The organism is Streptomyces hainanensis (assembly GCF_004348415.1).
Lineage (GTDB): Bacteria > Actinomycetota > Actinomycetes > Streptomycetales > Streptomycetaceae > Streptomyces > Streptomyces hainanensis.
Map to the genome: position 1 here is coordinate 13,914 of NZ_SMKI01000030.1, position 14,292 is coordinate 28,205.

The following is a 14,292-nucleotide window of genomic DNA, read 5'->3' on the forward strand; positions in this document are numbered from 1 at the left end:
AGTCGTGAACTCCCGTGAACGATGCGGAGGAAGCAGTGAGCGGACCGGCGGGAGCCACTCCCCACGCCAGTAGCCGTGCGGCCATCCTCGATGTGATCCGCGCGGCTGGCACGATCAGCAGAGTCGGTCTCGTCAGGGCCACGGGCTTCACCGGCGCGACCATCTCCACCGTGGTCAGACGCCTGATCGACGACGGCCTGGTGCTGGAGACCGGCCGGGCCGAGTCGACCGGCGGCAAGCGTCGGGTGCTGCTACAGCTCAACCAGTCCTCCCGGTTCGCCGTCGGCGTGCATCTGGACCACGCGGGGATCACCTATGTGCTCACCAACCTCGGTGGCTCTGTGGTCGCCCGGATGTCACGCGCCGGAGTCGGGACCGACGATCCGCCGGCCGTGGTGGCCAGAATGGCGACGGAAGTCGACGCCCTGATCGACGGAGCCGGCATCGACCGCAGCAGGATACTTGGACTCGGTCTCGTCGCACCCGGCCCCATGAACCAGACCAGTAGCATGCGCCTCGTACCCCCCGCGATGCGACACTGGGAGCACTTCCGGTTGGACCGCGAGCTGTTGGCCGCCACCCGGCTGCCCGTGGTGCTCGACAACGACGCCACGGCGGCCGCGCTCGGCGAGCACTGGTCGGGGGACGTGGGCGGCACCGCCACCTTCGCGGCGATCTACATGGGCACCGGCATCGGCTCCGGCCTGATGGTCAACGGCATCACCTTCCGCGGCGCCTCGGGCAACGCGGGCGAGATCGGCCACATCTGCCTCGACGCGAACGGCCCCGAGTGCTGGTGCGGCGCGCGTGGCTGCACCGAGGTGCTGGCCGGCCCGGGCGCGGTGGTCGCCGCGGCCCGCGCCGACGCCGCGTTGGCCGCCGAGGCCGGGCTCGCCGCCGACGCCGCCGAGGAACGCCCGCGTCGGCTGGCCGACTTCGCGGCGGTCACCCGCGCCGCGCTGCGCGGCAACGCGGCGGCCAGGGAGCTGCTCGAGAACTCGGCCGGCCATCTCGCGGTGGCGGCCCGCACCCTGGCGAACATCATGGACCTGGACCAGATGGTGCTCACCGGGCCGAGCCTGGCCATCGCCGGCTCGATCTACCTGCCGGTGGTGCAACGCGAGCTGGACCGCGCGTTCTTCTCCCGGGCCACCCACCCGGTGACGGTGCGGCTGTCCCGCTCGGCGGCGACCGCGCCGGCGATCGGCGCCGCGGCGCTGGTGCTCCAGGCCGAGTTGGTGCCGTTGCGCGAGGGGCTGCGGCTCCCCGGCAACCTGGCCGACGCCGAGCCGGGCGGCGTGTCGGCCACCCGCTGACCGCCGCCGCGCCCTCCCCCGGCGGCGCCGGTCGCCGTCAGGGGAGCAGGTCGAGCGCGGCGCCCTCCAGGGTCGTGTACAGCGGGTCCCCGGTGAACTCCGGGCCCGTCTCCTCCCCGAGGTAGACGTCCAGGTGGCGTTCACCGCCGAGCCCAGGCGTGAACTCGTCGCGGATCTCCCAGGTCGCCGCCGTCAGCCGGGCGCAGACGTCGGGTTCGATCGCCGAACCGTCCTCGGCGGTGCCGCAGTCGGCGATCCGCAGCGTCCGCCCGCGCGGCAGGACGTCCCCGTCGGCCGCCGCCGAGACGAAGGGTTCGAGCGGCCGGCCGTAACTGTCCCTCGGTGCCACGTCCAGCCAGTAGCCGGTGTCGTGCGACCAGTTGAGATAACCGCCGGCGTACGGCCCGGTCGTGAGGCGTCCGGTGCCCTCGTCGCGGACGGCCGCCACGAAGTCCGCCGGGTGACCGCCCAGGTCCTCGGTGCCGTGCGCGCAGTCGAGCCGCGGGCAGCCGGTCACCGGCACCGACTCACCGTCGTGGTAGGACTCGACGGCCGTGTAGTACACCGTGACCAGCCAGCCGTCCGAGGGCTCGGCGGTCGGCCCGCCACCGGCTCCACCACCCGCGCCGCAGGCCGCGAGCAGCGCCGCCGCGGCCAGGGTCGCGACGCTCCGACGACCCCGCGATTCGATTACTCGCACTGTGCACTCCCCACAACTCGCGCCCCTGGACAGGCTCCACGCCACGGCACGCGCCAGGGCGCTCAGCGGTTCCCGGGCCCCGTCAAGCCCCGGTGAGCACACTACGCAGCGTAGGATTTCCGTAAGGATCTACTCCGGATCCGTCCCACTCAAGGGTTAATTTCCGCCCGTCGGCACATGACCGGGCTGGCACGGGGGGACACCATCGGTCGTCCAGCCGAATGGCTGACGCGAATGGCGCCGTGAACCCGATGGGAGCCCCGGAGTGGATACCTCCGACACCGTATGGACTTGTCCGTTCGACTTCGCCGACGGCCTCGAGTTCGACCCGTTGCTGCGGCAACTGATGACCGAGGCGCCCATCGCCCGGATCAAGATGTCCTACGGCGAGGGTGAGGCCTGGCTGGTAACACGCTATGAGGATGTACGCATCGTCACCACGGACCGCAGGTTCAGCCGGGCCGCCGTCGCCGGCCGGGACTTCCCGCGGATGACGCCCGAGCCGATCGTGCAGTCCGAGTCGATCAACCTGCTCGACCCGCCGGCGAGCAACCGGCTGCGCAAGCTGGTGGCCCAGGCGTTCACCGCGCCGAAGGTGGACGCGATGCGGCCCAAGACGCAGGCCATCGTGGACCGGTTGCTCGACGAGATGGAGGAGCACGGGCCGCCGGCCGACCTCGTGAAGCACGTCTCGATGGAGCTGCCGCTCACCACCATCTGCGAGGTGCTCGACGTCCCGGCCGACGACCGCCCCGAGTTGCGCCGGCGGGCCGTGGCCATGATGAACGTCACCGCGGCCAACAAGGAGAACGCGATCCAGGCGAAGGCCGAACTGCGTTCCTACTTCCGCGAGTTGACCCAGGCCCGGCGGGCGGAGCCCGGCGACGACCTGATCAGTTCGCTGGCCACCGCGCGGGACGGGGACGACATCCTGGGGCCCGACGAGCTCATGGTGATGGCCATGGTGCTGCTGATGACGGGCCACGACACCAGCACCTACCAGCTCAGCAACATCACCTACACCCTGCTGCGCAACCCGGAGCAGCTGGCGAAGCTGCGGGCGCGGCCGGAGCGGATGCCGCAGGCGCTGGAGGAGTTGCTGCGGTTCATCCCGTTCCGCAAGGGCGTCGGCATCCCGCGGATCGCCACCGAGGACGTCGAGGTCGGCGGCGTGCTGATCAGGGCCAACGACACGGTGCACGTCTCCTACCTGGCGGCCAACCGGGACCCGGCCCGCTTCGCGTGCCCGGACGACCTCGATCTCGACCGGTCGCCGGCGCCGCACATGACCTTCGGCTGGGGAGCGCACCACTGCATCGGCGCCCCGCTCGCGCTGATGGAGCTGGAGCTCGCCATCAGCACCATGCTCCGCCGCTACCCGCGGCTGGCGCTGGCCGTCCCGGCCGAGGAGGTGCGCTGGAACAGCGAGTCGATCTGGCGCTACCCGTACGAGCTTCCGGTCACCTGGTGACCGGATCAACCACCGCAGAAGAAAGCGACCCCGCGGCACGCGCCCGGCGCGCGACCGCGGCTCGGGGAGGGGAATCATGGCCACTCTGTGCAGGCCGTCCATCGCAGTTCCTGAACACGTGCTCACCCAGGAGCAGACCCTCGAACTGGCCCGCACCCTGCATCCCGACCATCCGCAACTCCCCCTGGTGTTGCGGCTGATCGAGAACACGGGGGTGCGCAAGCGCCACATCGTGCAGCCGATCGAGGAGACGCTCGACCATCCGGGCTTCGAACACCGGAACAAGCTCTACGAGGCGGAGGCCAAGCGGCGGGTGCCGCAGGTGGTCTACCAGGCGCTCGACAACGCCGGCGTCGGCGCGCGGGACATCGACCTGATCGTCTACGTCTCCTGCACCGGGTTCATGATGCCCTCGCTGACGGCCTGGCTGATCAACGCGCTGGGCTTCAGGAACGACACCAGGCAGCTGCCCATCGCCCAGCTCGGCTGCGCGGCCGGCGGGGCGGCCATCAACCGGGCCCACGACTTCTGTCTGGCCTACCCGAACTCCAACGTCCTCATCGTGGCCTGCGAGTTCTGCTCGCTGTGCTACCAGCCGGTCGACGTGGGCGTCGGATCCCTGCTGTCCAACGGGCTGTTCGGCGACGCGGTGGCCGCCGCGGTGGTCCGCGGCCGCGGCGGCACCGGCGTCCGTCTCGAACGCAACGGCTCACACCTGGTGCCGGACACCGAGGACTGGATCAGCTACGCGGTCAAGGCCACCGGCTTCCACTTCCTGCTCGACAAGCGGGTGCCCAAGACGATGCAGATGCTGGCCCCGGCACTGCGCGAGCTGGCGACGCTGCACAACTGGGGGGAGGTCTCCGGCTTCGACTTCCACATCGTGCACGCCGGCGGCCCCCGCATCCTGGACGACCTCTGCCACTATCTCGGGGTCGCGCCCGACATGTACCGCTACAGCCGGGCCACGCTCACCGAGCGCGGCAACATCGCGAGCTGCGTGGTCTTCGACGCGCTGGACCGGCTGTTCGCCGACGGCGGGGCGACGGAGTCGGCCCGCGGCGTGATCGCCGGCTTCGGTCCCGGCATCACGGCCGAGATCGCGCTGGGGAGGTGGACCACGACCCGAAGGACCGTCGGCGGCCAGGGCCGCCGGGCCGAGGCGGGCGTCGCCTGACGAACGCGCCGCCCAGCGGAGCGGGGTGTCGCCCGGGCCACCGGGCGGCACCCCGCGGTGTCAGCGAAGCGCGAGCTCGCCGGTGAAGAACGCCTTGACCACCTCGGTGTGGGTCGGGAAGGCGAGCGGCACCGGCTCGTGGACGACCAGCCACTCGCTGGCCTCCGGGGTGGCCGCCGGCGCGGGCAGCATGCCGGCGTCCCTGGGCGGGAGCAGGGCGAAGAGGTTGAGGGTGCGCTCGGCGCCGTGCACGCCGAACAGGGTGACGTCCTCGGCGCCGGCGATCAATCCGGTCTCCTCACGCAGTTCCCGGACGGCGGCCTGCTGCCAGCTCTCGCCGACCTCCATGTAGCCGCCGGGCAGGGCGAGTTCACCGCGGCAGGGCTCGATGTCGCGGCGCACCACCACCAGGCCGGTCCGCCCGGCGTCCCGCACGGGCAGCACCGCCACGGCCACCGGAACCGGGTTGGCCCAGCTGGTCTCACCGCAGCCCGGACAGTCCCGCGGCCACCCGGCGTCGGCCAGGTAGGCGCCGCCGCAGTAGGGGCAGTGGGTGATGGTCCGTCCGTAGGTGTAGGCCACGGGTCGATCCGCCTTTCTCGCGCCTGCGGTGGATCCTAGTTCGATCTCTCTCTCCGAGTCGACAAAATGACTGCCTCGTCGGGGGAGACGGATGCCGGTCCCTGGAGCAGCGTCCCGATCTCCCGCGCCGCCGCCCGCCCGGCCCGGTTGGCGCCGATGGTGCTGGCCGACGGGCCGTAGCCGACCAGGTGGACGCGGTGGTCGCGCGCCACCCTGGTGCCGTCGAGCCGGATGCCGCCGCCGGGTTCACGCAGCCGCAGCGGGGCCAGGTGCTCGATGGCGGCCCGGAAGCCGGTGGCCCAGAGCACGGTGTCGGCGGGCACCCGGTGGCCGTCGGGCCAGACCGCGCCCTCCGGCGTCAGCGCCTCGAACATGGGGTGGCGCACCAGGACGCCGTCCTCCCTGGCCCGCCGCATCGCCTCGGTCATCGGCAGCCCCGTCACCGAGACCACGCTCCGCGGCGGCAGCCCGCGCCGTACCCGCTCGTCGACCATGGCGACGGCCGCCCGGCCCTCGACCTCGCCGAAGCCATCGGTGCGGAACACCGGCGGGCGCCGCGTCACCCAGGTGGTGGCGGCCGCCACCCCGGCGATCTCCAGCAGGTGCTGCACGGCCGAGGTGCCGCCGCCCACCACGATCACCCTCTCACCGGTGAACGCGGCGGGCCCCGGGTACTGGACGGTGTGCAGCTGGCGGCCGCGGAAGACGTCCTGGCCCCGCACCCTCGGCCAGAACGGCCGGTCCCAGGTGCCGGTGGCGTTGACCAGCGCCCGGGTGTGCCACTCCCCCGCCGACGTCACGACCAGCAGCCGGCCGTCCCCCGCCTCCCGTACCGCCTCCACGTGCACCGGGCGGCGCACCGCGAGGTCGAAGGCGTCCTCGTAGGCGGCGAAGTAGTCGCCGATCACCTCGGACGACGGCCGGTCGGGATCGGCGCCGGTCAGCTCCATCCCGGGGAGCGCGTGCATGCCGTGCACCCTGCCGTAGGTCAGCGTGGGCCACCGGAACTGCCAGGCGCCGCCGGGGCTCGGCGCCTGGTCGAGGACGACGAGGTCCCGGCCGGGCACCAGGCCCAGCCTGCGCAGATGGTAGGCGGCGGAGAGGCCGGCCTGGCCGGCCCCGATGACCACGACGTCCACGGAGTTCATGTCCCCTTCAACCGCCGACCGGCGCGGAGGCTTCCCGCCGGGTTTCCTTAAGGGTGTGGAGTGCGCGTTCTGCTCGATCGTGGCCGGCGAGACGGCCGCCCACGTCGTCCTGGACGACGACACGGCGGTGGCGTTCCTCGACGCCAGGCCGCTGTTCCCCGGCCACACGCTGGTGGTGCCGCGGCGCCACGTGCCGACGCTGACGGACCTCACGGACGCCGAGACCGGGCCGTTCTTCGTCCGGGTGCGGCGGGTCGCGGCCGTGGTGGAGCGGGCGATGGACGCCGAGGGCTCCTTCGTGGCGGCGAACAACCGCGTCAGCCAGTCCGTCCCCCACCTGCACGTCCATGTGGTCCCCCGCCGTCGCCGGGACGGCCTCCGCGGCTTCTTCTGGCCACGCCACCGCTACGAGAGCGCGGAGGAGGCGGAGCGGGTCGCCGACCTGCTGCGGGACGCGCTCCGCGACTGACCGGACGGCGGTCAGTGCGGGCGGTGCGGGGTGAGGACCTGGCCCAGGTCGTAGCGGACGGGCTCGGCCAGCTGGTCGTAGCCGCACGAGGCGGGGTCGCGGTCGGGGCGCCAGCGGCGGAACCTCGCGGTGTGGCGGAAGCGGTCGCCCTGCATGTGGTCGTAGGCCACCTCGCACACCCGCTCGGGACGCAGCGGCACCCAGGAGAGGTCCTTGCCGCCGGTCCAGCGGCTGGGCGCGCCCGGCATCCGGCGGCCGGCGTGCGCCTCGGCCCGGGCCCACTCGGCCCACGGGTGGTCGTCGGCCGAGTCCAGGATCAGCGGCGTGAGCTCGTCGATCAGCTCCTGGCGGCGCTTCATCGGGAAGGCCGCGCTGACGCCGACGTGCTGGAGCCGGCCGGCCCCGTCGTACAGGCCGAGCAGCAGCGAGCCGACCACGGGACCGCTCTTGTGGTAGCGGAGGCCGGCCACCACGCAGTCGGCGGTGCGCTCGTGCTTGACCTTGACCATGGCCCGCTCGTCGGGGCGGTAGGTCAGGTCGAGCGGCTTGGCGACGATGCCGTCCAGGCCGGCGCCCTCGTACTGCTCGTACCACCGCTCGGCGGTCGCGGGATCGTCGGTGGCGGGGGCGACGAAGAGCGGCTGGCGGGTGTCGCGCAGCGCCTCGGTGAGGGCGGCGCGGCGCTCGGTGAGCGGCGCGTCGAGCAGCGAGGCGTCGTCGAGGGCCAGCACGTCGAAGGCGACGAAACTGGCCGGGGTGCGCTCGGCGAGCATCCGCACCCGGGAGTCCGCGGGGTGGATCCGCTCGAGCAGCGCGTCGAAGTCCAGCCGGGGCCCGCGCACGACGACGATCTCGCCGTCGAGGACGCAGCGCTCCGGCAGCAGGTCGAGCAGCCCCTCCACCAGCTCGGGGAAGTAGCGGGTGAGCGGCTTGGTGGTGCGGCTGCCGATCTCGAGCTCGGGGCCGTCCCGGAAGACGATGGCCCGGAAGCCGTCCCACTTGGCCTCGTAGTGCATGCCGGCCGGGATCCGGGCCGCGCTCCTGGCCAGCATGGGTTTGACGGGCGGCATCACCGGAAGGTCCATGGTCCGGATTCTGCGGCCGGCGCGGGGCCCCCGCCCGCCGGCGGGCGCGTCCGGGTAGCGCCGCCTACCGTGGCGTTATGGCCGAGGCGACGGAAATCACGGTGGGTGACCGCACGGTCCGGGTGTCCAACCCGGGCAAGGTCTACTTCCCGGAGCGCGGCTTCACCAAGCTGGACGTGATCCGCTACTACGTCACGGTGGGCGAGGGGGCGCTGCGCGCGCTGCGGGACCGGCCGACCACCCTGGAGCGGTATCCGGACGGGGTGACGGGCGAGTCCTTCTTCCAGAAGCGGGCGCCGAAGAACCTGCCGGAGTGGATCCCGACCGGCCGGATCTCGTTCCCCAGCGGCCGGCACGCGGACGAGATCTGCCCCACCGAGCCGGCCGCCGTGGTGTGGGCGGCGAACCTGGGCTCGCTGACGTTCCACCCCTGGCCGGTGCGGCGCGGCGACACGGACCATCCGGACGAGCTGCGGATCGATCTGGACCCGCAGCCAGGCACCGGGTACGAGGACGCGGTCCGGGCCGCCGGGGAGCTGCGGGAGCTGCTCGACGAGCTCGGGCTGCGGGGCTGGCCCAAGACGTCGGGCGGCCGGGGCCTGCACGTGTTCGTGCCGATCGTGCCCGAGTGGACGTTCCCGCAGGTGCGGCGGGCGGCGATCGCGATCGGGCGGGAGTTGGAGCGGCGGGCCCCCGACCGGGTCACCACGGCGTGGTGGAAGGAGGAGCGGGGGGCGAGGATCTTCGTCGACTACAACCAGACGGCCAGGGACCGCACCATCGCCAGCGCCTACTCGGTGCGGCCGACACCGCGCGCCACGGTCTCGGCGCCGCTGCGCTGGGACGAGGTGGACGACGCCAGGCCGGCGGACTTCGACCTGGCGACGATGCCGGACCGGTACGCGGAGCGGGGGGACGTGCACGCGGACATGGTCGAGCACGCGTACCGCCTGGAGGCGGTGCTCGAACTCGCGGCGCGGGACGAGCGCGAGCACGGCCTCGGCGACCTGCCCTATCCGCCGGACCATCCGAAGGTCGCGGGCGAGCCCAAGCGGGTCCAGCCGAGCCGGGACCGGGACCGGCGGCGGGACGCCGGTGGTGGGTCGGCTACGCCGGGGTCGTCCGGCTGACCCGGACGAGGAACTCGGCGTTGTCCGCCGTGTCGCGGAGCCGGTCGAGCAGTTGTTCCACGGCCGATCGCGGGTCCCGTTCGACCAGGGCGCGGCGCAGCCGCCTGATGACGGCCAACTCGGTGGGCGGCAGGAGCAGTTCCTCACGGCGGGTGCCAGAGGGCTCGATGTCGAGGGCGGGGAAGACGCGGCGCTCGGCCAGGGTGCGGTCGAGGCGCAGCTCCATGTTGCCGGTGCTCTTGAGCTCCTCGAAGTAGAAGTCGTCGCCGCGGGAGCCGGTGTCCACCAGGGCGGTGGCCAGGATGGTCAGCGAGCCGCCGTTCTCGGTGGCGCGGGCGGCGCCGAAGAGCCGCTTGGGCTGGTGCAGCGCGGCGGCGTCGATGCCGCCGGTGAGGATGCGTCCGCTGGCCTTGCCGCCGTTGTTGTGGGCGCGGCAGAGCCGGGTGAGGGAGTCGAGGAGGAGGACGACGTGCTGGCCGAGTTCCACCTGGCGCTTGGCGCGTTCGACGGCGAGGGCGGCCACGGCGATGTGGTCGCGGGCCGGCCTGTCGAAGTGGGAGGCGATCACCTCGGCGGCCACGGACCGGCTCAACTCGGTGACCTCCTCCGGGCGTTCGTCGAGGAGCAGGAGCATCAGCCGGCACTCGGGATGGTTGCGGGCGATGCCGTCGGCGATGGCCTTGAGCACCAGGGTCTTGCCGGCCTTGGGCGGGGCGACGATCAGCCCGCGCTGCCCCCTGCCGATCGGGGTGAGCAGGTCCATGACGCGGGTGACGAGCTGGCCCCTGGTGGTCTCGAGCCGTAGCCGCTCGTGGGGGAACACGGGCACGAGGTCGGCGAAGTCGGGGCGGTCGGCGAGGAGTTCGGGCGGCAGGCCGTTGACGGTGTCCAGCCGGACCAGTCGGCGTTGGCGGTCGCGTCCGGTGGCGCCGCCGGTGACGGCGTCGCCGGGGCGCAGCCCGTGCCTGCGGACCAGGGCGGTGGGGATCCGGGCGTCGTCCGGCCCTGGCAGCCAGCCGTGGACGCGGAGGTGGTGGCCGCCGCTCGCCGTGTCGACGACGCCGGTGACGGCCTCGGCGGCGGGTGTGTCGGTGGAACCCTCGGTGGGGTTCTGGGTGCGGGGGATGGTGGTCGTCATGCGGGGTCCTTCGGGATCGGAAGAGCGTCGCGGTACGGGATGCGGGGATGCGCCGTGAGCACGGCTGATCGGGACGCGGGGCGCGGCGCGCTCGTCGCGTCGGGAGAAATCGGCCGCGGGTCTCGCCGGCCCGGAGGGGCGGGCGCCGACGGATGCGGCTGAGGGGAGAGGGCACGGGCGCCGAGTGCGGCGCGCTCACATGCTGTCTTCACGGTAACACCGTCGACCGGGGTCGTGCGATGCCTTGACAGGCCCGACGCCCGCTCGCACACTCCCCTCGCCGCGAACTGCGAATAAAAGTTCACCAGGCGAACGGTCGGACGGTGCGGGGCGCGAGGGCGTGCCGGCGCACGGAGCAAGGGAGCTCTCTCCATGACCAGACATCGCGAGCTGTTCATCGGCGGCGCGGACGTGCCGGCGGCCGGCGGCCGCGTCACCGAGGACGTCAGCCCGTTCACCGGCGAGCTCTTCGCCACCGTCGCGGCCGGTGGGCCGGGAGACGTGGCCGGGGCCGTCGCGGCGGCGGACGCCGCCTTCCCCGACTGGGCCGCGGTCCCGCCCGCGGAGCGGCGGGCGCTGCTGCTGCGGGCCGCCGACGTGCTGCGGGAGCGCGAGGCCGAGGTGGTCGCGCTGATGGCCGGCGAGGTCGGCGGCACGGCCGGCTGGGCCGGGTTCAACGTGTGGCTCGGCGCCGAGAACCTGCGCGAGGCGGCCGCCGCCGTCACCGCCCCGCGCGGTGAGGTGCTGGCCGCGCAGGAGCCGGGGGCGTTGGGGCTCGCGGTGCGCGAACCGGTGGGCGTGGTGGCCGCGTTCGTGCCCTGGAACGCGCCGGTGATCCTCGGCGTCCGCGCGGTCGCGGCGGCGCTCGCGGCCGGCAACACGGTGGTGTTGAAGCCGAGCGAGGAGGCGCCGCTGGCCTGCGGCTACCTGATCGCCGACGTGCTGCGGGCGGCCGGCCTGCCGGACGGCGTGCTCAACGTCGTCAGCAACGACCCGGCGGACGCGGCCGAGGTGGCCGAGGCGCTGATCGCCGAACCGGCGGTGCGGGCGGTCAACTTCACCGGCTCCACGCCCGTCGGCCGGTTGATCGGCGCCCACGCCGCCCGCCATCTCAAGCCGGCCGTACTGGAGTTGGGCGGCAAGAACGCGATCGTGGTGCTGGCTGACGCCGACCTCGACTACGCGGTGGACGCCGCCGTGTTCGGCGTCTTCAACAACGCCGGCCAGATCTGCATGTCGGGCGACCGGGTGCTGGTCCACGAGTCGTTGGCGGCCGAGTTCACCGAGCGCTTCACGGCGCGGGTCGCGGCCCTCCCGCACGGTGACCCGGCCGATCCCGGCACCGTGATCGGCCCGCTGGTCAGCGCGCGCGCCGCCCGGCGGGTGGCCGCCCTGGTGGCGGACGCGGCGCACCGGGGCGCCACCGTGCTCACCGGCGGCGGCGAGCCCGAGGGCGCGCTGCACCGGGCGACGGTGCTCACCGGGGTCACGCCGGAGATGGAGCTGCACCACGGCGAGGCGTTCGGGCCGGTCTGCGTGCTGCGCGCCTTCCCCGACGACGACGCGGCCGTGGCCCTGGCCAACGACACGCCCCACGGGCTGACCTGCGGCATCCTCACCGAGAACGCGGGCCACGGGCTCGCCGTGGCCCGGCGGGTGCGCACCGGCATCGTGCACGTCAACGACCAGACCGTGGCCGACGAGCCGCAGGCGCCGTTCGGCGGCGTGGGCGCCAGCGGCTACGGCCGGTTCGGCGGCCAGTGGGGCGTCGAGGCGTTCACCACCACCCGCTGGATCACCCTGGCCGGCCGGCACGCGCACTTCCCTTTCTGAAAGCACTTCCCGTCATCCCTGAGGTCCGTCCCCGACTCCCCAAGGACCGCCATGACCTCGCAATCCCCCGTGTCCCCCTCCCACGGCTTCCGCTCCGTGGCCCCGGTGCTCGCACTCTGCTGGCTCGCGGTCTTCTTCGACGGCATGGACGTCAACATCTACGGCGCCGTGATGCCGCACATGCTCGACGACGAGGGCCTGGGCCTGACCCCGTCCATCGCCGGCACCATCGGCAGTTGGACCACCTCCGGCATGCTGGTCGGCGCCCTGGTGGCCGGCAACGTCACCGACTGGATCGGCCGCCGGGCGACGATCATCGCCAGCGTCACGCTGTTCTCGGCCGGCTCCGCGGTCTGCGCGCTGGCCGCCGGCACCGGGTCGTTCGGCGCCGGGCGCTTCCTGGCCGGCCTCGGCCTCGGCGGTCTGATGCCGATCTGCCTCGCCGTGGTCATGGAGTTCGCGCCACCGCGGCGGGTGGCGCTGGCCACCGGGCTGCTGATGACCTCGTACCACGGCGGCGGCATGGCGGCCACCGGGCTCGGGCTCTGGGTGGCGCCGGACCACGGCTGGCGCTGGGTCTTCTGGGCCGGGGTGCTGCCGGCGGTGATCGCGGTGCCGCTGCTGCTGCGCTGGTTCCCCGAGTCCCCCGCGGTGCTGCTGGCGCGCGGCCGGCGGGCCGAGGCCGAGGCGGTCGCCGACCGGTACGGCATGGCCGCGCCGCGGCCGGCCGAGGCGCCGCCGGGCGGCGTGCGGGGTCGGGTCGACGCGGTGCTCGCGCTGTTCCGTCCCGAGTCGCGGCTCGCCACCCCGCTGTTGTGGGTGGCGTCCTTCTGCGGACTGCTGCTGGTGTACGGCGTCTCGACCTGGCTGCCGCAGCTGATGCGGGCCTCCGGCTACGGGCTCAGTTCCTCGGTCAGCTTCCTGATGGTGATCAACGCGGGCGGCATCCTGGGCATGCTGATCGCCGGCCACACGGCCGACCGCTACGGCGCGGTGCGGGTCTCGGCGCTGTGGTTCGTGCTGACGGCGCTCGGTGCCCTGCTGCTGCGCGAACACCTGACGCTGGGCGTCACCTACGTGGTGGTGTTCCTGACCGGGGTCTTCCTGTTCAGCGCCCAGGTGATGGTCTACGCGGCGACCGACGGCGTGTACCCGGCGTCCGAACGGGCCACCGGCCTCGGCTGGGTGACCGGGATCGGCCGCACGGGCGCGGTGGTCGGGCCCTGGCTGGGCGGGGCGCTGGTCGCCAACGGCGCCGAGGACTGGGGCTTCCTGATGTTCGCGGCCGCCGGCCTCACCGGCGCGGCGATGATCGCCCTGGTCCCGGTGGCCGCCCGGCTCGGCCGGCGGTGGGCGCCGGCCGGCGGGGCGGAACCGGTCACGGGATCCGAACGCGGGTGAACCGGCCGGCGACACGCAGGTCGTGCTCGATGCCGGCCGCCGCCTCGCGCAGCGCGGGCAGCAGTTCGGCCACGGCCCGCTCCGCGGTGCGACGACTGGCGTGCATCGAGACGTTGACCGCCGCCACCACCCGGCCTGAGCGGTCCAGGACCGGGACGGCGAGCGCCCGCAGCCCCTCCTCCAACTCCTCGTCGACCAGCGCGTGTCCGGCCTCGGCCACCCGGTCGAGCTCGGCGCGCAGCCGGTCCCGCGAGGTGATGGTGTGCCGGGTCAGCGGGGCGAGTTCGAGCCGGTCGAGGCGGGCGGCGCGCTCGGCGGCGGGCAGTCCGGCGAGCAACACCCGGCCCATGGAGGTGGCGTGGGCCGGGAACCGGGTGCCGACGGTGATGTCGACGCTCATGATGCGGATGGTCGGCACCCGGGCCGCGTACTGGATCTCGTCGCCGACCAGGACCGAGAGGGAGGCCGAGTCGTGCGTGGCGGCCACCAGGCGCACCAGGTGCGGCTGGGCGATCCGGGAGAGCGGCAGCCCGGAGAGGTGGGCGTAGCCGAGTTCGAGGACCCGCGGCCGTGGGCAGAACCTGCGCCCGTCGCTCCGGACGTAGCCCAGGTGTTCGAGCGTGATCAGCGAGCGGCGCACGGTCGCCCTGGGGAGGCCGGTGGCGTCGGCGAGCGCGGAGAGCGTGACGCCTTCGTCGCCGCCGGCGGCGCGGTCGAAGGCGGCCAGCACGCCGAGGCCGCGGGCCAGCGACTCGACGAACTCCGGGCCGAGTTCGAGCTTCGCGGCCCTGGCCAGCTCGGCGTGCCGGCCCGCCGGCTCGGGGGCGGGCTCCGGCGGCGGG

13 protein-coding genes are annotated in these 14,292 nt (G+C 73.6%); 7 read left to right on the forward strand and 6 right to left on the reverse strand.

Features of this window, described 5'->3' with window-relative positions:
• Positions 1–92 precede the first annotated feature (92 nt).
• A complete protein-coding gene (locus E1283_RS04750; RefSeq protein ID WP_243744594.1) occupies positions 93–1,316 on the forward strand; it encodes an ROK family transcriptional regulator in 1,224 nt (407 codons plus the stop codon).
• Between the two features lie 37 nt (positions 1,317–1,353).
• Here the strand turns inward: E1283_RS04750 and E1283_RS04755 are convergent, their stop codons facing one another.
• Complete coding sequence (locus E1283_RS04755) at positions 1,354–2,016, reverse strand: RlpA-like double-psi beta-barrel domain-containing protein (protein ID WP_207930300.1); 663 nt, start codon at positions 2,014–2,016, stop codon at positions 1,354–1,356.
• A 265-nt stretch (positions 2,017–2,281) separates the two neighbouring features.
• On the opposite strand from E1283_RS04755, the gene E1283_RS04760 reads away from it, so the two are divergent.
• Together E1283_RS04760 and E1283_RS04765 are read left to right on the forward strand one after the other, a co-directional pair.
• Entirely contained in the window at positions 2,282–3,487 is a 1,206-nt protein-coding gene (locus E1283_RS04760; RefSeq protein ID WP_243744595.1) for a cytochrome P450, read from the forward strand.
• 76 nt (positions 3,488–3,563) lie between these two features.
• A complete protein-coding gene (locus tag E1283_RS04765) occupies positions 3,564–4,664 on the forward strand; it encodes a type III polyketide synthase (protein WP_132816593.1) in 1,101 nt (366 codons plus the stop codon).
• Between the two features lie 60 nt (positions 4,665–4,724).
• On the opposite strand, the gene E1283_RS04770 is transcribed toward E1283_RS04765, so the two are convergent.
• Both E1283_RS04770 and E1283_RS04775 read right to left on the reverse strand, forming a co-directional pair.
• Positions 4,725–5,246, reverse strand: coding sequence for an NUDIX domain-containing protein (locus E1283_RS04770; RefSeq protein ID WP_132816594.1), 522 nt, complete (start codon positions 5,244–5,246; stop codon positions 4,725–4,727).
• A gap of 35 nt (positions 5,247–5,281) precedes the next feature.
• The gene (locus E1283_RS04775) at positions 5,282–6,394 is read right to left on the reverse strand and encodes an FAD-dependent oxidoreductase (RefSeq protein ID WP_132816595.1); all 1,113 of its coding nucleotides are present in this window, start codon (positions 6,392–6,394) and stop codon (positions 5,282–5,284) included.
• Here E1283_RS04775 and E1283_RS04780 point away from each other — a divergent pair.
• The gene (locus E1283_RS04780; protein ID WP_132816596.1) at positions 6,393–6,863 is read left to right on the forward strand and encodes an HIT family protein; all 471 of its coding nucleotides are present in this window, start codon (positions 6,393–6,395) and stop codon (positions 6,861–6,863) included. The genes E1283_RS04775 and E1283_RS04780 overlap by 2 nt on opposite strands.
• An 11-nt stretch (positions 6,864–6,874) precedes the next feature.
• Here the strand turns inward: E1283_RS04780 and E1283_RS04785 are convergent, their stop codons facing one another.
• Complete coding sequence (locus E1283_RS04785; protein WP_132816597.1) at positions 6,875–7,948, reverse strand: ATP-dependent DNA ligase; 1,074 nt, start codon at positions 7,946–7,948, stop codon at positions 6,875–6,877.
• Positions 7,949–8,025: 77 nt separating this feature from the next.
• On the opposite strand from E1283_RS04785, the gene ligD reads away from it, so the two are divergent.
• Positions 8,026–9,078: a non-homologous end-joining DNA ligase gene (gene ligD / locus E1283_RS04790; RefSeq protein ID WP_132816598.1), complete on the forward strand. Its 1,053-nt coding sequence runs from the start codon at positions 8,026–8,028 to the stop codon at positions 9,076–9,078.
• On the opposite strand, the gene rho is transcribed toward ligD, so the two are convergent.
• Entirely contained in the window at positions 9,056–10,216 is a 1,161-nt protein-coding gene (gene rho, locus E1283_RS04795) for a transcription termination factor Rho (protein WP_132816599.1), read from the reverse strand. The genes ligD and rho overlap by 23 nt on opposite strands.
• A 372-nt stretch (positions 10,217–10,588) precedes the next feature.
• On the opposite strand from rho, the gene E1283_RS04800 reads away from it, so the two are divergent.
• Both E1283_RS04800 and E1283_RS04805 read left to right on the forward strand, forming a co-directional pair.
• The gene (locus E1283_RS04800; protein ID WP_132816600.1) at positions 10,589–12,049 is read left to right on the forward strand and encodes an aldehyde dehydrogenase family protein; all 1,461 of its coding nucleotides are present in this window, start codon (positions 10,589–10,591) and stop codon (positions 12,047–12,049) included.
• 51 nt (positions 12,050–12,100) lie between these two features.
• Positions 12,101–13,450: an MFS transporter gene (locus tag E1283_RS04805; RefSeq protein WP_132816601.1), complete on the forward strand. Its 1,350-nt coding sequence runs from the start codon at positions 12,101–12,103 to the stop codon at positions 13,448–13,450.
• Here the strand turns inward: E1283_RS04805 and E1283_RS04810 are convergent.
• On the reverse strand, positions 13,428–14,292 hold an 865-nt coding region (locus tag E1283_RS04810; protein WP_165956011.1), incomplete at its 5' end, for an IclR family transcriptional regulator domain-containing protein. The two genes, E1283_RS04805 and E1283_RS04810, sit on opposite strands and share 23 nt — an antisense overlap.